Annotated in this window: 19 protein-coding genes; 14 read left to right on the top strand and 5 right to left on the bottom strand. The window is 65.3% G+C overall.

Annotation, left to right across the window (positions count from 1 at the left end; genetic code table 11):
• The first annotated feature begins 30 nt into the window (after positions 1 to 30).
• The 4 genes from ABD842_RS04515 to ABD842_RS04500 all read left to right on the top strand — a co-directional run bounded on the left by ABD842_RS04515 (position 31) and on the right by ABD842_RS04500 (position 3,624).
• A complete protein-coding gene (locus ABD842_RS04515) occupies positions 31 to 1,152 on the top strand; it encodes a pyridoxal phosphate-dependent aminotransferase (RefSeq protein ID WP_345110655.1) in 1,122 nt (373 codons plus the stop codon).
• A gap of 67 nt (positions 1,153 to 1,219) precedes the next feature.
• Complete coding sequence (locus tag ABD842_RS04510; protein WP_345110654.1) at positions 1,220 to 2,587, top strand: MATE family efflux transporter; 1,368 nt, start codon at positions 1,220 to 1,222, stop codon at positions 2,585 to 2,587.
• A 91-nt stretch (positions 2,588 to 2,678) separates the two neighbouring features.
• Positions 2,679 to 3,245, top strand: a complete 567-nt coding sequence (locus ABD842_RS04505; protein ID WP_345110652.1) for a DUF922 domain-containing protein — start codon at positions 2,679 to 2,681, stop codon at positions 3,243 to 3,245.
• Positions 3,246 to 3,276: 31 nt separating this feature from the next.
• The gene (locus ABD842_RS04500) at positions 3,277 to 3,624 is read left to right on the top strand and encodes a tRNA-binding protein (protein ID WP_345110650.1); all 348 of its coding nucleotides are present in this window, start codon (positions 3,277 to 3,279) and stop codon (positions 3,622 to 3,624) included.
• 15 nt (positions 3,625 to 3,639) lie between these two features.
• Here ABD842_RS04500 and ABD842_RS04495 read toward each other — a convergent pair whose 3' ends face one another.
• Positions 3,640 to 4,053 carry a DUF4296 domain-containing protein gene (locus ABD842_RS04495; RefSeq protein ID WP_345110938.1) on the bottom strand — a complete coding sequence of 138 codons (414 nt, stop codon included), beginning with the start codon at positions 4,051 to 4,053 and terminating at the stop codon, positions 3,640 to 3,642.
• Between the two features lie 42 nt (positions 4,054 to 4,095).
• On the opposite strand from ABD842_RS04495, the gene ABD842_RS04490 reads away from it, so the two are divergent.
• The 5 genes from ABD842_RS04490 (at position 4,096) to ABD842_RS04470 (ending at position 8,186) form a co-directional block, all read left to right on the top strand.
• Positions 4,096 to 4,998: a DUF58 domain-containing protein gene (locus tag ABD842_RS04490; RefSeq protein ID WP_345110648.1), complete on the top strand. Its 903-nt coding sequence runs from the start codon at positions 4,096 to 4,098 to the stop codon at positions 4,996 to 4,998.
• Between the two features lie 39 nt (positions 4,999 to 5,037).
• Entirely contained in the window at positions 5,038 to 5,931 is an 894-nt protein-coding gene (locus tag ABD842_RS04485; RefSeq protein WP_345110646.1) for a hypothetical protein, read from the top strand.
• 32 nt (positions 5,932 to 5,963) lie between these two features.
• Complete coding sequence (locus ABD842_RS04480; RefSeq protein WP_345110643.1) at positions 5,964 to 7,013, top strand: vWA domain-containing protein; 1,050 nt, start codon at positions 5,964 to 5,966, stop codon at positions 7,011 to 7,013.
• Positions 7,014 to 7,060: 47 nt separating this feature from the next.
• Positions 7,061 to 7,744, top strand: a complete 684-nt coding sequence (locus ABD842_RS04475; RefSeq protein WP_345110640.1) for a YggS family pyridoxal phosphate-dependent enzyme — start codon at positions 7,061 to 7,063, stop codon at positions 7,742 to 7,744.
• A 64-nt stretch (positions 7,745 to 7,808) separates the two neighbouring features.
• Positions 7,809 to 8,186 carry a DUF423 domain-containing protein gene (locus ABD842_RS04470; protein WP_345110637.1) on the top strand — a complete coding sequence of 126 codons (378 nt, stop codon included), beginning with the start codon at positions 7,809 to 7,811 and terminating at the stop codon, positions 8,184 to 8,186.
• A 106-nt stretch (positions 8,187 to 8,292) separates the two neighbouring features.
• Here ABD842_RS04470 and ABD842_RS04465 read toward each other — a convergent pair whose 3' ends face one another.
• The 4 genes from ABD842_RS04465 to ABD842_RS04450 all read right to left on the bottom strand — a co-directional run bounded on the left by ABD842_RS04465 (position 8,293) and on the right by ABD842_RS04450 (position 11,396).
• Complete coding sequence (locus ABD842_RS04465; RefSeq protein WP_345110635.1) at positions 8,293 to 8,832, bottom strand: DUF1573 domain-containing protein; 540 nt, start codon at positions 8,830 to 8,832, stop codon at positions 8,293 to 8,295.
• A gap of 161 nt (positions 8,833 to 8,993) precedes the next feature.
• Positions 8,994 to 10,427, bottom strand: coding sequence for an ATP-dependent DNA helicase (locus ABD842_RS04460; RefSeq protein WP_345110632.1), 1,434 nt, complete (start codon positions 10,425 to 10,427; stop codon positions 8,994 to 8,996).
• Between the two features lie 75 nt (positions 10,428 to 10,502).
• Positions 10,503 to 10,871: an endonuclease domain-containing protein gene (locus ABD842_RS04455; protein WP_345110630.1), complete on the bottom strand. Its 369-nt coding sequence runs from the start codon at positions 10,869 to 10,871 to the stop codon at positions 10,503 to 10,505.
• Between the two features lie 87 nt (positions 10,872 to 10,958).
• A complete protein-coding gene (locus tag ABD842_RS04450; protein ID WP_345110628.1) occupies positions 10,959 to 11,396 on the bottom strand; it encodes a PaaI family thioesterase in 438 nt (145 codons plus the stop codon).
• Positions 11,397 to 11,486: 90 nt separating this feature from the next.
• Here ABD842_RS04450 and ABD842_RS04445 point away from each other — a divergent pair, with 90 nt between their 5' ends.
• From ABD842_RS04445 to coaD, 5 genes are all read left to right on the top strand, one after another.
• A complete protein-coding gene (locus tag ABD842_RS04445) occupies positions 11,487 to 12,080 on the top strand; it encodes a DUF4126 domain-containing protein (RefSeq protein ID WP_345110626.1) in 594 nt (197 codons plus the stop codon).
• Between the two features lie 29 nt (positions 12,081 to 12,109).
• Entirely contained in the window at positions 12,110 to 12,628 is a 519-nt protein-coding gene (locus ABD842_RS04440; RefSeq protein WP_345110623.1) for an NUDIX domain-containing protein, read from the top strand.
• 74 nt (positions 12,629 to 12,702) lie between these two features.
• A complete protein-coding gene (locus ABD842_RS04435) occupies positions 12,703 to 13,596 on the top strand; it encodes a DUF3822 family protein (RefSeq protein ID WP_345110621.1) in 894 nt (297 codons plus the stop codon).
• 84 nt (positions 13,597 to 13,680) lie between these two features.
• Complete coding sequence (locus ABD842_RS04430; protein ID WP_345110618.1) at positions 13,681 to 14,139, top strand: four helix bundle protein; 459 nt, start codon at positions 13,681 to 13,683, stop codon at positions 14,137 to 14,139.
• Complete coding sequence (gene coaD / locus ABD842_RS04425) at positions 14,033 to 14,524, top strand: pantetheine-phosphate adenylyltransferase (RefSeq protein ID WP_345110615.1); 492 nt, start codon at positions 14,033 to 14,035, stop codon at positions 14,522 to 14,524. Before ABD842_RS04430 ends, coaD begins: the two co-directional genes overlap by 107 nt.
• Positions 14,525 to 14,617 lie beyond the last annotated feature (93 nt).

Here is a 14,617-nt window from a genome sequence, read left to right as displayed (position 1 = left end):
GCCAGCCCTGCCCGCCTATTTCCGCTGCCCATGGAGCCTGCTTTTCCTGCCGTCATCAGCCTGGCCTCCGGCTACGGCGACTTCCCGAACCCACCCCTGGCCCTGGCGCGGGCGCAAGCGGCGCTGACGGGCGGGCAATTGCCGCTGAGCCCTACTGCCGGGCTGCCCGAGCTGCGCGAGGCGCTGGCTGCCCGCTTCCGGGCCCGGGGTGCCGCCGTAGCCGCCGAGCAGGTGGTGGTGACGGCCGGGGCCAAGCCGGCGCTGTTTGCCCTGCTGAACGTCCTGCTCCGCCCCGGCGACGAGGTGCTGCTGCCCACGCCCAACTGGTTTGGCTTCCCCGGCCTGGTCGAAAAGGCCGGCGGCACGCTGCGCACCCTGCCCCTGGCCGCGGCCGACCAGTATGCCCTGACGCCCGAAACGCTGCGGGCTGCCCTGACGCCCACCACCCGCCTGCTGCTGCTGAGCAACCCCAACAACCCCACCGGGCGGGTGTACCACCGGGCCGAGCTGGACGCGCTGCTGGCCGTAACCCGGGAGTTTCCGCACCTGCGGGTGCTGTCCGACGAAATCTACGACGGCATCAGCTTCGGGCCGGTGCCGGTGCCTTCCCTGCTGACGTGGCCCGACCCGCTGGGGCAGCATATTGTCGTTAATGGATTCTCCAAGTCGCTGGCGCTGATTGGCTGGGGCGTGGGCTACCTCGTGGCCCCGGTGGCCGTGGCCCGCGCCTGCACCGACTGGCTGTTTGCCACCGGCGCGGCCGTGCCCGTACCGAGTCAGCGGGCCGCGCTGGCGGCTACGGAGGAGGCCGCCAGCATCACCGCCGGGCTGCGCACCCGGCTGGCCCCGGCCCGGGCTTATCTGCTGCAAGCCTTGACGGCCCTGCCCGATGTGCGCTGTGCCGTGCCCGAAGGCACCTACTACGCCTTCCCCGACTTTGGCGCCTACCTCGACCCGGCCCACCCGACGGCCCTGGCGTCGGCCAGTTTCTTTCGGGAGCTGCGGGCAGCGGGCGTGGAGCTGGTGGATGGCGGCAGCTGCGGGGCGCCCGGCTTTGCCCGGATTTCCTGCGCCGTGCCCGAGCCCCTGCTGCGGGAAGCGCTGCGGCGGCTGGCGGCGGCCCTGGCGGCCCGCCGGGCAGTACGGCCGTAGCCCGTACTTTCGGTGGGGTACTGGGCCGGGGAGTCGTACCTTTGCGGCTTCATTCTGCTTTTTCGTCATGCCGCTTACTGCCATCCGCCCCCATATCAAACCCACGCTGCTGCTGGCCTACCCGGTTGTGCTGAGCCAGCTAGGCCACGTGCTGGTCAACGTGTGCGACAGTGTGATGGTGGGCCAGACCGGCAAGATTCCCCTGGCGGCCGTGTCGTTGGGCGTGAGCGTGAATACCGTGGTGATGGTGCTGGGCCTGGGCCTGTCGATGGGCATCACTCCGCTGGTGGCCGCCGCCAACGGCCAGCGCGACGTGGCCGGCCTGGGCCGCCTGCTCAAAAACGGCGTCTGGCTCAGTGCCGTAGCCGGCCTGGTGCTGGCCGCTTTTGGCCTGCTCATTGCCCCGCTGCTGGGGTACCTGAACCAGCCCGCCGAAGTGGTGCGGCTGGCCGCGCCCTGGGTGCGGGTGCTGTTCCTGTCGTTGCTGCCGCTGATGGTGTTTCAGGGCTTCAAGCAGTTTGCCGAAGGCCTGGGCCTCACCCGGCAGGCCATGTTCCTCTCCATCCTGGCGAACCTGGTGAATGCCCTGCTGTGCTACGTGTTCATCTTCGGGCACTTCGGCGTGCCGGCCATGGGGCTGATGGGCTCGGCCTGGGCCACGCTCATTGCCCGCATTCTGATGGCAGCACTGATGGCCGCCTACGTGCTGCGGGCCAGGCGCCTGCACGAGTACCGCGAGGCCGCCGGCTCGTGGCTGACGCCGGCCCGGGCTACCGTGAGCCGGATTTTTGGCCTCGGCGCCCCTATCGGGGTGCAGATGATGTTTGAAATGGGCGCGTTCAGCTTTTCGGCCATCATGATTGGCTGGCTCGGGGCCACCTCCCTGGCGGCCCACCAGATTGCCATCAACGTGGCGTCCGTCACCTACATGGCGGCCAGCGGTATTGCTGCGGCCGCTACCATCCGGGTGGGCTACTTCCGCGGCACCGGCGACGCGGCCGGCGCCCGGCAGGCCGGGTTTGCGGCCTACGGCCTCACGTTTGTCTTTATGAGCACCATGGCGCTGCTACTCATCGTGGCCCGCCACAAGGTGCCCCACTTCTACAACCACGACCCAGAAGTGGTGGCCCAGGCCGCCACGCTGCTGCTCATTGCCGCCCTGTTCCAGGTGTCGGATGGCCTGCAGGTGGTGGGGCTGGGCGCCCTGCGTGGTCTGGAAGACGTGAAGGTGCCCTCCGTGGTGGCGCTGCTGGCCTACTGGGCCATGGCGCTGCCGTTTGGCTACTGGCTCGGGTTTGGCCTCAAGCTGGGGGCCATCGGCGTGTGGGTGGGGCTGCTGACCGGCCTGACGCTGGTGGCGGGCGTGCTGCTGTGGCGCTTTCGCCAGCACAGTGCCGTGCCGGCCGCGGAGCCGGCCGTGGCCGTCGGCCGCTGAGAGAAGCCAAGCGGCCTGGGGAACCAAGCGGCGCCCGGCGGCCTTTGTGGATTTAGCTGCATTTTCGCGCCTCACCGTTTCTGCCTTCTCCATGCCCTTCTTCTCCTTCCTGCTGCCGCTGCTGGCCCTGACTTCCGGCTCCCGCCCGGCCCCGCAGCAACCCCAGGCCGCGCCGCCGGCCGAGAAAATAGCCTGGTCGGCGACCCGGCCCCTGACCTGGGCCGACTTCAAAACCCGCCCGACTCCCGCCGACCAGCTGGCGGCCCTCACCTCGGCAACCATCGACGCCCAGATCGGCTGCAAGGACTACGTGTTTTCGGCCCAGGTGCGGGCCGTGTTCGTGCCCTCGGAGTCGTGGGTGCGCGACGCGAAGAAGGCCTCGCCCAACCTGCTGCGCCACGAGCAGCTGCACTTCGACATCACGGAGCTGCACGCGCGCATGATGCGCCAGAAGCTGGCGTTGGTCAAGCTGGACTGCGAGCATCTGCAGCCGGCGTTCCGCAATCTTTCCAATGCCGCTTTCTCGGCCTGGAAGCGCGAAGAGGCCCGCTACGACGGCGAAACCAGCAACGGCCTGAACGAGCCCAAGCAGAAGTTCTGGGAAGAGCAGGTGCGGCAGCGGCTCACCCAGCTCGATAAATTTGCCCTGGCCGAGTAGGCCGGAACTTCCGGCGGCCTAATTTGCGGGCATGCACCCTCCTTCCCCCATCACCTGGGCCGACTTTGAGCGCGTCGACCTGCGCGTGGGCACCATCCTCGAAGCCCGCGCGTTTCCCCAGGCCCGCAAGCCCGCCTACCAGCTGCTGATTGATTTTGGCCCCGAAATCGGGCTGAAGAACTCCAGCGCCCAGATTACCCGCCACTATACGCCCGCCGACCTCGTGGGCCGGCAGGTGCTGGCCGTGGTCAACTTCCCGCCCAAGCAGATCGGGCCGTTTCGCTCGGAAGTGCTGGTTACCGGCGCCGCCGACGCGCACGGCGACATCGTGCTGGCCACGCTGGCCGGCCCCGTGCCCAACGGCCACCGGCTTATCTAGGCCGTAGCCCCCGCTCTACTTATCCCACTTGGGCAGGTCGGCGGGCGGCGCGGTGCCGGGGGCGGGCTTGGGCGCATTGAGCAGCTCCTTGCGCCGGGTCAGGCTGTCGATGACCACGCCGTAGATTTCGTCGAGGTCCTTTTCGTGCACGGCGTAGTAGCGGTAGCTGCGCTGAAACAGCGAATCCGTGACGTCCTGCCGCCAGAGCAGGTCCTTGTGCAGCTGCCGGTACAGGGCCCGCGACGAGTCGGCCGGCAGGTTGGTGGCTTCCACCCGCGCCTCGGTCAGGTGAATCTGCACCAGCAGGCTCACCATTTTGTCTTTGGGCAGCAGCGGCTGGGGCGGCAGGGCCTCCTCGGGCCGCTGGCACTGGCCCAGCAACAGGGTCAGCAGCAGCAGCAAAGGCATCAACGAGCGGGTGGGGAGCATTTTCACGTGGCAAAGTTAGGAGGAAGCCGTAGTTTAGCTGCAATGAATTCGCCCACCGCCACCCCTTTTCAACAAATCGTCCGCCAGCTGCGGCAGATGGAAATACGGATTCTCAAGGCCGCGGATGCCCAGCTGCAGGGTGATTTTCATTCTGTGTTCAAAGGGACGGGCCTCGAATTCGACGACGTGCGCCTCTACCAGTACGGCGACGAGGTGCGGGCCATCGACTGGGCCGTATCCAGCAAGGGCCACGGCACGTTCGTCAAAACCTACAAGGAGGAGCGCGAGCAGTCGGTGCTGCTGCTGCTCGACGTGAGTGCCTCCCAGCAGGTGGGCGCCGCCGGCCGCCGCAAGCTCGACGTGGGCCGCGAAATCTGCGGCATTCTGGCCCTGGCTGCCGCCCGGCAGGACGCCCAGCTCGGCATCCTGGCTTTTTCCGATCAGAAAGAGCTGTACCTGGCCCCCGGCAAAGGCATCCGCCACGCCTACACCCTCATCAAGCGGCTGTTCGACCTGGAGCCCAAGTCGCGACAGACGGCCGTGGGCGCGGGCATCAAGCAGGCGCTGGGGCTGCTCAAGCGCCGCAGCATCATCCTGCTGCTCTCCGACTTCATCGACACCAGCTACGAGCGGGAGCTGACCATGCTGGCCCGCAAGCACGACCTGATCGTGATTCAGCTGCTCGACGAGCGGGAGCGGGAGTTTCCACCCCTGGGCATTATCCCGCTGCTCGACCAGGAAACCGGCCGCACGGTGTGGGTGAACACCTCGGCCGAGTCGTTCCGGGCCCGCTACCGGGCCACCTACGAGCAGAACCGGGAGCAGATCGGGCAGATCTGCCGCCGCCACCGCACCGAGTACCTGTCCATTGCCACCAACGCCGACTTCGTGCCCCAGCTGGTGAAGCTGTTTCGCCAGCGTAACCAGCGGGGCGGCCGCGCCTAGATGGTGGTCCGCGCCCTACATAGCCCGGCCCGCGTTTGGGTGGTCTTGCTGCTGAGCCTGCTGCCGCTTGGCAGCCGCGCCCAGCGTCCCGCCGATGAGCTCAGCGGCCGGTTTCGCCGCCCCGCCACCCACGTGGGCGAACTTATCGACTACGAGCTTTCTTACCGGCACTCGCCCACCCAGGAGGTTATCTTCCCCGACTCTACCGCCGACTTCGCGCCCTTCGAGTTCGTGGCCAGAATCTACCAGCCCACCCGCACCCGCCAAGGACGCAGCCTCGACCGGACGGTGTACCGCCTGCGCACCTTCGCCCTCGACTCGGTGCAGCGGCTGAGCCTGCCGGTGACGGTGCTGCAGGGCGCCGATACGCTGCTGCTGCCCGCGCCCGAGGCCACCATCCGGCTGACCCGCACGGCCCCGGAGCCCACGGGCGGGGAGCCGCCGGTGCTGCGCCAGAACACGGATCTGGTACCCGTGAAAGCCGAATTCAACTACCCGTACTGGCTGGCGGGGGCCGGGCTGCTGGGACTGCTGGCCCTGGCGCTGGTGCTGGGCTTCGGCCACCGGCTGCGCCGCCGCTACCAGCGCTACAAGCTGCGGAAAAACCACGCCTACTTCCTGGCCCAGTACGCCCGCCACATCGAGCGGTTCACGCTGTCGAGGTCGCTGCTGAACATGGAGCGGGCCATTACGCTGTGGAAAAACTACCTCTCCGTGCTCGAAAGCAATACCATCAATAGCCTGACGACCAGGGAAGTAGTGGCTCACTACCAGGACGACGCCGACGTAAGCATGGCCCTGCGCATTGCCGACCGGGTTATCTACGGCAACCAGTTCACCGACGAAGAAGCCGAAACCGACCTGGCCTTCGTGCTGCTGCGTAACTTTGCCGAGCGGCGCTACGAGCTGGTGGCAGCCCAGCGCGGCGACTAGCGGCTCCTCTTTCATTCCCTCACCTTCTTCCCATGAATCAGCTTTGGCAACGTCTGCTGGCCCCGCTCGCGGACGGACTGCGCTACGCCACGCTGAGCAGCTACACCTGGGAGCAGCCGCGCCTGCTGCTGCTGCTGCCGCTGATTCCGCTGCTGTTCGTGGTACGCTGGCTGCTGGTGCAGCGCCGCCGCACCCGCCTGGGCGTGGCCTTCGTGCCGGGGCAGGTACGCCGCGACTGGACGGCCGGGCTGCGGTTTGTACCCGATATCGTGCTGGGGCTGAGTCTGGGGTTTGTCCTCGTGGCCCTGGCCCGGCCCCAGCGCACCGACGAGCGGGTGGTACAGTCGGGGGCCGGCATCGACATTCTGCTGCTGCTCGACGTGTCGGGCTCCATGGAGCTGCAGGATCTGCAGCCCAACCGCCTGGAAGCCGCCAAGCGCGTAGCCCGCGGGTTTATCGACGGGCGCGTGGGCGACCGGATCGGCCTGGTCGTGTTTGCCGGCGACGCCTACTCCCTGGCCCCGCTCACCACCGACTACGACCTGCTGCGCGAAAACATTGAGAGCCTGAGGCTGGGCATGATTGCCAACGACGGCACGGCCATTGGCACGGCCCTGGGCGTAGCCACCAACCGCCTGCGGGAGTCGCCCAGCCGCACCAAGGTCTGCATCCTGATTTCGGACGGCGAAAACACGGCCGGCAGCCTCGACCCCGTCACGGCCGCCCGGCTGGCCCACGTCTACGGCCTGAAGATCTACACCATCGGGCTGGGCAAGGATGGCTACGTGCCCTACGGCGCCGACGCCGCGGGCCAGCCCCGCTACGTGGAAACCCGCCTCGACGAAACCACCATGCGCGAGCTGGCCCAGGCCGGCGACGGCCAATTCTTCCGCGCCACCGACAACGAGGGCCTGCGGCGGGTGTTTCAGCGCATCGACCAGTACGAAAAGTCTGAAATCAAGCAGACGCGCTTCCGCAACACGAAAGACTATTACCGCATCTACCTGTTGTGGGCCATAGGGTTCTGGCTGCTGTGGCTGGCCCTGAAAAACACGTTCCTGACCAACGCGCTGGAAGACTAGCCGCCCGGCCTCCGCTTCCGTCCGCCGCCTTCTCCCTACTCCCCATTATGTCCATTGCCGATAACCTGCGCTTTTTCCAAGCCCAGCTGGCCGACACCAGCTGCCGCCTCGTCACCGTCACCAAAACCCACCCGGTAGAAAAGCTGCAGGAAGCCTACGACGCCGGCGCCCGCCTGTTCGGGGAAAACAAAGTGCAGGAAATGGCCGCCAAGCAGCCCGCGCTGCCCGCCGACGTCGAGTGGCACCTCATCGGACGTCTGCAGACCAACAAGGTCAAGTACATTGCTCCATTCGTGCACACCATCCAGAGCATCGACAGCCTGAAGCTGCTCCAGGAAATTGAGAAGCAGGCCGCCAAGCACCAGCGCGTGGTGCGCGGCCTGCTCCAGTTCCACATTGCCGACGAGGAAACCAAGTCGGGCCTGAGCCTGGCCGAAGCCCAGCTGCTGCTGCGCTCCGACGCCTACCGCGCCCTGCCGCACGTGCAGCTGACGGGCGTGATGGGCGTGGCCACCAACACCCCCGACGAAACCCAGCTGCGCCGGGAATTTCAGGAGCTGCGCGGCTACTTCGAGCAGCTTAAAGCCGAGTTTTTCGCCAACCAGCCCGAATTCCGGGAAATCTCGATGGGCATGAGCGCCGACTATAGGCTGGCCATTGCCGAGGGCAGCACGCTGATTCGGGTGGGCAGCGCTATTTTTGGGGCCCGCAGCTACGGGGTGGCCAGCTAAACCGGCGTACTTCTCCCCGCCTGCCGGCTTCGGCGGGCCGCACCTCTTACCTTCCCTTTTTTCTATGACTGCTCGTTTGATTCTCCAGATTGCGGCCCTGCTCGGCACCCTGGGCGTGGCCATCGGCGCCTTTGGGGCCCACGGCCTGCGCGCCATGCTGGAAGCCTCCGGCCGCTTCGACACGTTTGAAACTGCCGTGCGCTACCAGTTCTACCACACCCTGGCGCTGCTGGGCATCGGCGTGCTGCTGGCGCTGCGGCCCGAGCTGCGGGCCCTGCACCTCACGGCCTGGCTGTGGCTGGGCGGCATCATCATCTTCAGCGGCTCGCTCTACACGCTCTGCTTCACGGGCATCACCAAGCTGGGTGCGGTAGCTCCGCTGGGCGGCCTGCTGCTGATTGCCGGCTGGATCAGCCTGCTGCTGGCCGTGCGCAAGCTCTAGCCGCGGCGCCGACCAGCGCAGAGCCGGTCGTGACCAGACAGAATGAGGCACAAAAAAGGCGACCCGTGGAGCACGGGCCGCCTTTTTTTGGTGGAAAGAAGGAGCTTTACGACTTCTTTTTGGCTTTCATTTTGCTGTCGCCCATCTTCATTTTCTGCTTGCCGTTGGCGTCCATCGGAGTTTCGGTCTTCGACTCTACCGTCATGTTGGGCGCGGCGGAGGCAGCGGCGGCGTCTTTTACGTCGCCCACCAGGGAAACCATGGCGCTGCCCGCCGCCGAGTTCGACTCAACGGTCAGCACTTTGTTCTGCATGCCCATTTTGCCGGCGCTGTTGAACTTGGCCGAGATGGTGCCGGTTTTGCCGGGCATGACCGGGTCTTTGGTCCACTCCGGGGTGGTGCAGCCGCAGCTTACGCCGATGTTGGAGATAATCAGGGGCTGGGTGCCGACGTTCTTGAACCTGAACGTGTGGTCGACCACGTCGCCCTGCTTGATGGCGCCGAAGTCGTACTTCACTTCCTCAAACTGAATCTGGGGGCCAGCCACTTTTTCCTGGGCATTGGCGGGCTTCACGGCCGCCGACTGAGCCTGCGAGGCGAAGCCTGCCAGCGAAAGCGACAAGGCCAGAACGAGTGCTTTTTTCATGACGTTGATTTCGTTAGGGAGTTGAGGGAAACAAATTTATAAGTTTTGAGCCGGCAGCCAACTATCCTGCCAGTTTTCGCCACCGGGGCCGGGTTCAGGGCTGGTCTTCAACCCACAACCGGCGCCCGACGCCCGAGGTTCAGGGCGGCCCCACAAGTTGCTTAGTACTCTTTCTCCACCGGCGCGTCGCCCACCAGCTTCTGGTTGAAGTTGAGCAGAAACAGCCGCTCGGCCGCCCGCGTGACGGCCGTGTACAGCCAGCGCGCAAACTCGGAGTTCACCATGTCGTCCTTCAGGAAGCCGTGGTCGACGAACACGGCCTGCCACTGCCCGCCCTGGGCCTTGTGGCAGGTCAGGGCGTAGGCAAACTTCACCTGCAGCGCGTTCAGGTACGGGTCTTTGCGCATGGCGGCGCTCTTGTCGCGCTTGGTGGTCAGGTGATTATAGTCGGCGGCAATGGTCTGGTAAAGCTCGTTGCTGCGGTCGGCGGGCAGGGCCGGGCTTTCGGTGTGCAGCGTGTCGAGCAGCAGCTTTACTTCCTGCTCCTCCTCGTCGGGGTAGTCCACAAACCGTACCCGGGCATCGGCGAAGCGGAAGCCGAACTCCTCCTGCCGCCGCACGATCTTGGTCACCTGCACGAAGTCGCCGTTGGCCAGAAAGCCCATTTCCGAGTCCTTGGGCAGCCAGAAGTAGTTGTTGCGCACCACCATCAGGTAGTCGCCGGCCTCAATTTCCTCCTCGGCATCGAACAGGGTGCGCCGGATCATCTGGTTGTAGAGGTTGGCGTTCTTGTTGGAGCGGCAGATGATGGTCGTGTTTTCGTGCCCGTAGTTCTTGTAGGCCCAGCGCAGGCCATCCTCGAGCTTGTCGCCGCCGATTTTGAAGATGTCGGGGTAGGCTTTGGTGAAAAACTGGATGTTGGGCTCCGGCTGCCGCAGCTCCTCGCGCAGGGCCGTGGCGTTCATCAGAATGCCCGACGCTTCGGCCTGGCGCATCACCTGGCGCAGCTCCACGCCGGCCACCTTGGCCCGGAAGCGGTGGGTGAGCAGCTCCGGGTCCAGGGCCGGACTCAGCAGCTGGCCCACCGGCGGCAGCTGGGCCGTGTCGCCGATGAGCAGCAGGCGGTTGGTGGGCTTTTCGAACACGTAGCCCATCAAATCGTCGAGCAGGCCGTTTTCGCCGAAGGCCTTCTCGTCGGAAATCATGGACGCCTCATCCACGATGTAGAGCATGTCGGCGGTGCGGTTGGGCTGGCGCTGAAACGAGAGGCCCGCGGCCGGCGTGCCGGAAGTCTGCCGGTAGATTTTCTTGTGGATGGTGCTGGCCGCCACGCCCGAGTAGGCGCTCATCACCTTGGCCGCGCGGCCCGTGGGGGCCATCAGCGTGTACTTGCGGCCCATCTGGTGCAGCCACTGCACCAGGGCGCTGACCACGGTAGTCTTGCCCGTGCCGGCGTAGCCGCGCAGCACAAACACCTTGCGGCCCGGCAGGTCATCTTTCAGAAACTCATCCAGCTTAAAGAACAGCGTGGCCTGGTCCTGGGTAGGCTCGTAGGGAAAATAGTCGCGGACGGACGGGGTTTTCAGGGAAAGCATGAAGAATCAATAAGGGCGTAAAGCTAGAGCTAAGAAACTAGCTCCCCTCCTTTTTTAAGGAGGGGCTGGGGGTGGTTAATCGTCGGAACGAAAACCCTGGCGGATGGCGGCCAGCACAAACTCCAGCTGCTCAAACACCAGTTTGTTCTCAAAGCGCACCACTCGGATGCCGACATTCTGCAAATAATCCGTGCGCGCCACATCCGCAGCTTCACCAGTAGCCGCAAAGTGCCCTTGCCCATCCAGCTCTACGGCCAGCCGCTCACTCGGACAGTAGAAATCCAGAATGTAAGTAGCAATGCTATGCTGACGCCGGAACTTACGGCCGGCCAGCTGACTGTTTTGCAGTGCGCTCCATAGCTTGGCCTCGGCAGGCGTCAAACTGGCCCGCAGGGCCTGACGGGCTGCTTTCAGTTCGGGGCGGTTGTGACGGGTAGATTTCATGCAATTAAAGCTACCTACTTCAACGATTGAACCACCCCCAGCCCCTCCCTAAAAAAAGGAGGGGAGCTTCGTTCTAACTCACTTTACTTACTGCGGCTCCACCACGGCCATCGTGGCCGAGGCTTTGGCAATCAGCTTATCGTCGCACCACACTTCCGCCTCGCAGAAGAACAGCCGGCGGCCGGCCTTGAGCACCGAGCCCACGGCGCGCAGCTTCGCGCCGATGCCGGGGTGCAGGTAAGACGTTTTCAGCTCCACCGTCACCACGCCGGTGCCTTCGGGCACGAGGGTAACGGCGGCAAAACCGGCCACCAGATCGGCCATCGTGGCCACCAGGCCGCCGTGGGCGAAGCCCAGGTTCTGCTGGTGCTGCTGCTGCAGCGTCAGCTCGGCCTCCACCCGGCCGGACTCAATCTTGGTAAAGTCGGCGCCGATGAGGTGCATGAAGTGCTGGCGGACGAGCTTGCGGCGGATGCGGGCGTCCAGGGAGTCGGCCGCCGGGTCGGGGGGAAGCAGGTTGTTCATGGCTTCAAAGGTACGCACGCGGCCGGCTGGCACCCTACTACCAAGCTTTGCGTATCTTCCCCGCCGGACGCGTTTTTTGCCTTTCTGCCCATGACAACGATGAACTATCTGGTGGCCGGCGGCCTGGGCCTGGCGCTGGCGGCGTGCAGCGGCTTTCGGGTGTTTGTGCCCCTGCTGGCCGCGAATCTGGCCTACCTGACCGGCTTTATGGCCCCCTCCCAGGGCTTCGAGTGGCTGGGCACCTGGCCCGCGTTTGGGGTGCTGGCCACGGCCACGCTGGCCGAGATGCTGGCCTACTACGTGCCCGTCGTCGACAACCTGCTGGATACGATAACCACGCCGGCTTCGTTTATTGCCGGTACGCTGCTCATGACCTCGGCCCTGCCCCACCTCGACCCGGTGGTGCGCTGGGGCCTGGGCATTCTGGTCGGGGGCGGCACGGCGGGGCTGGTGCAGTCGGGCACGGCGCTGCTGCGGGCCGGCTCCACTGCCACCACCGGCGGGCTGGCCAACCCCGTGCTGGCCACGGTCGAGAACCTGCTGGCCATCGTCGGGTCGGTGCTGGGGCTGCTGCTGCCGCTGGTCATGGCCGGGCTGGCAGTGCTGCTGGTGCTGTATCTTGGCCGCCGCGTTGGTCGGGTGGTGCTGCGCCGCCGTACTACCGCCGACCCGATCGACTCCTGACGCTTTTTCGACCCTACTGCTTTACTTATATGTTTGATGCCTCTGCTGCTGCTCCTTCTTCCGCCGACGATGCCCTGCTAGCCGCTTACCAGGGCCGCGTGCGGGTGCGGGTGTGCGGCCTGCTGGTGCAGCAGGGCGCCCTGCTGCTCACGGCCCACCGCGGCCTGCTGCCCGACCAGCTGCCGTTCTGGTCGCCGCCGGGCGGGGGCTGGGAGTTTGGCGAAACCCTGCACGAGTGCCTGCGCCGGGAGTACCGCGAAGAAACGGGCCTGGACGTGACGGTTGGGCGGTTTCTGCACCTGCACGAATTCAAAAACGACACCCTGCAGGCCCTGGAGCTGTTTTTTGAGGTGAAGCCCACCGACCCGGCCGCGCAGCCCCGCCTCGGCACCGACCCCGAGCACGCGGCCGGGGCGCAGCTGCTCACCGAGCTGGCCTACCTCACGCCCCGGCAGCTGGCGGCCCTGCCCATTGCCCAGGTGCACCCGGTGCTGCGCCACATCATCAGCCCCGACGACGTGTACATTCCCTACAACCTGTTCCGTTAGGCCCGGGCCCTTCCCGCAAGGTCATTCCCTTTCGTACCTTTAACGGCCCGATCAGCGCCTATTGCCCCTCTGCCGTGTCCGTGACTGCCTCTGCCTCCCCTCTCTCCGCGGCCCCGCCCGTGGCCCAGCACTTTCTGCGCGACGAAACGCTGGACCCGGAAAACCTGGCCGCCTACAACCTCTACCTCACCGCCGGGCCGGCAGGCCTGCGCCTGGGCGTGGCCGATGTGCGGCGCAATAAGTTCGTGGCCCTCGAAGACTACGCCCTCACGCCCGCCACGTCGCTGGCCGGGCAGTTTCGCACCCTGGCTGCCCAGCACGACCTGCTGGGCCTGCCGGGCTGGAACAGCGTGCGGCTGGCCGTGCAGAACCGCAGCTTTACCCTGCTGCCGGCGCCCCTCTTCCGCGAGGGCGACGAGGCCGCCTACCTGCGCCTGCACCACCGCGGCGACGCCGACCACGAAACGGTGCTGCACTACCGTCACTCCTCGCTGGATACGGTCAGCATCTTCGCGGCCGAGAAAACCCTGTTCGACTGGTTTCGCGCCACCTACCCCACCGGCCGGCTGGTACACCAGACCAGTGCCCTGCTGGCGGGCCTCACCCACCAGAGCGAGGCGGCCACGCCGCGGCGCCTGTACCTGAGCATCGGCCCCCAGGAGCTGACCCTGGTGGCCGTGCGCGACAAGCGGGTGGAGTTCTGCAACGTGTTTGCCTTCACGTCGGCCGAAGACCTGATTTACTACACCATCCTGGTGATGCAGGAGCTACAGCTCAACCCCGACCAGGACCCGGTGGTGGTGTGGGGCGACCTGATGCACGACTCCGAGCTGTTCACGATTCTGCGCAAATACATTCGCCACGTGCGCTTCGGCAACCGCCCCTTTGACCTGGCCTACAGCTACAAGCTCAACGACGTGTTCGAGTACCGCTACTTCGAGCTCTACGCCCTGCACCTTTGTGAATAATTCTGAATGTTGAATTCTGAATTCTGAGTTGCTACTGGTGCCTGTTCGTCGTATCCAGTCTATCAGAATGAATTCATAATTCAAATGAAGCCTAATGCCGTTCGGGACAAGTCTTTTGCCTTTGCCTCGCGCGTGGTGAAGGCTTATAAGTACCTGCAAGCGGAGCAGCGGGAGTATGTTTTGTCCAAGCACTTATTGCGCAGCGGCACTTCTATTGGGGCCAATGTAGAGGAGGCGTTGTCGGGCGCATCCAAAGCGGACTTTGAGCATAAGCCAGCCATTTCGGCCAAAGAAGCCCGCGAAACGGCCTACTGGCTGCGTCTGCTGCACGAAAATGACTACCTGAGTACGCCCGCCTTCGACTCCCTGCACGCCGAAAGCACCGAGCTGCTCAAAATCCTCAACAGCATTCTGCTCACCAGTAAGCACGGCCCGCATGACCCCAATTCAGAATTCAAAAAGAGTAGCTCTGTTTCCCGGTTCCTTCGACCCGTTCACCAACGGCCACCTCGACGTGGTGCGCCGGGGCGCGGGGCTGTTTGATGAAATCATCATTGCCATCGGCAACAACTCCAGCAAAAGCCGCTACCTGCCCGTGGAGCAGATGGTGCGTATGATTGAGGAAGTTTTCCGCGACGAGCCGCGCGTGTCGGTGCAGGCCTACAAGGGCCTCACCGCCGACTTCGCCCGGCAGGTGGGCGCCCGGTTTCTGCTCCGCGGCCTGCGCAACACCACCGACTTCGAGTACGAGAACACCATTGCCCAGGCCAACCGCCACGTGAATCCGGCGCTGGAAACCGTGTTTCTCATCACTTCCCCGGCCCTGGCCGCCATCAGCAGCACCATCATCCGCGAAATCCACCGCTTCGGCGGCAACGTCGACGACTTCGTGCCCTTCCCGCTCCCGCCCTACGTGGAGCTGGGGTAAGCCTGAAATCCGGCTGTCATCCTGAGCTTGCGAAGGACCCGCCTCTGCCTCTCTGCAGCTCCGCTCTGAATGAGCAAAGCCCTTTCCCGTTGG

The organism is Hymenobacter algoricola (assembly GCF_039539525.1).
Classification (GTDB): Bacteria; Bacteroidota; Bacteroidia; order Cytophagales; family Hymenobacteraceae; genus Hymenobacter; species Hymenobacter algoricola.
The sequence above is the reverse complement of the archived record's forward strand: the minus strand, read 5'-3'. Positions and strand labels throughout refer to the sequence as shown.

Bases quoted from the DNA above. Each gene is read 5' to 3' on its own strand.
- ABD842_RS04460 (WP_345110632.1), bottom strand. From the start codon at position 10,427: ATGCTTTCCCTGAAAACCCCGTCCGTCCGCGACTATTTTCCCTACGAG.
- ABD842_RS04495 (WP_345110938.1), bottom strand. From the start codon at position 4,053: ATGCTCCCCACCCGCTCGTTGATGCCTTTGCTGCTGCTGCTGACCCTG.
- ABD842_RS04455 (WP_345110630.1), bottom strand. From the start codon at position 10,871: ATGAAATCTACCCGTCACAACCGCCCCGAACTGAAAGCAGCCCGTCAG.
- ABD842_RS04480 (WP_345110643.1), top strand. From the start codon at position 5,964: ATGAATCAGCTTTGGCAACGTCTGCTGGCCCCGCTCGCGGACGGACTG.
- ABD842_RS04515 (WP_345110655.1), top strand. From the start codon at position 31: ATGGAGCCTGCTTTTCCTGCCGTCATCAGCCTGGCCTCCGGCTACGGC.
- ABD842_RS04475 (WP_345110640.1), top strand. From the start codon at position 7,061: ATGTCCATTGCCGATAACCTGCGCTTTTTCCAAGCCCAGCTGGCCGAC.
- ABD842_RS04470 (WP_345110637.1), top strand. From the start codon at position 7,809: ATGACTGCTCGTTTGATTCTCCAGATTGCGGCCCTGCTCGGCACCCTG.
- ABD842_RS04500 (WP_345110650.1), top strand. From the start codon at position 3,277: ATGCACCCTCCTTCCCCCATCACCTGGGCCGACTTTGAGCGCGTCGAC.
- ABD842_RS04430 (WP_345110618.1), top strand. From the start codon at position 13,681: ATGAAGCCTAATGCCGTTCGGGACAAGTCTTTTGCCTTTGCCTCGCGC.
- ABD842_RS04450 (WP_345110628.1), bottom strand. From the start codon at position 11,396: ATGAACAACCTGCTTCCCCCCGACCCGGCGGCCGACTCCCTGGACGCC.
- ABD842_RS04510 (WP_345110654.1), top strand. From the start codon at position 1,220: ATGCCGCTTACTGCCATCCGCCCCCATATCAAACCCACGCTGCTGCTG.
- ABD842_RS04490 (WP_345110648.1), top strand. From the start codon at position 4,096: ATGAATTCGCCCACCGCCACCCCTTTTCAACAAATCGTCCGCCAGCTG.
- ABD842_RS04505 (WP_345110652.1), top strand. From the start codon at position 2,679: ATGCCCTTCTTCTCCTTCCTGCTGCCGCTGCTGGCCCTGACTTCCGGC.
- ABD842_RS04445 (WP_345110626.1), top strand. From the start codon at position 11,487: ATGACAACGATGAACTATCTGGTGGCCGGCGGCCTGGGCCTGGCGCTG.
- coaD (WP_345110615.1), top strand. From the start codon at position 14,033: ATGACCCCAATTCAGAATTCAAAAAGAGTAGCTCTGTTTCCCGGTTCC.
- ABD842_RS04440 (WP_345110623.1), top strand. From the start codon at position 12,110: ATGTTTGATGCCTCTGCTGCTGCTCCTTCTTCCGCCGACGATGCCCTG.
- ABD842_RS04465 (WP_345110635.1), bottom strand. From the start codon at position 8,832: ATGAAAAAAGCACTCGTTCTGGCCTTGTCGCTTTCGCTGGCAGGCTTC.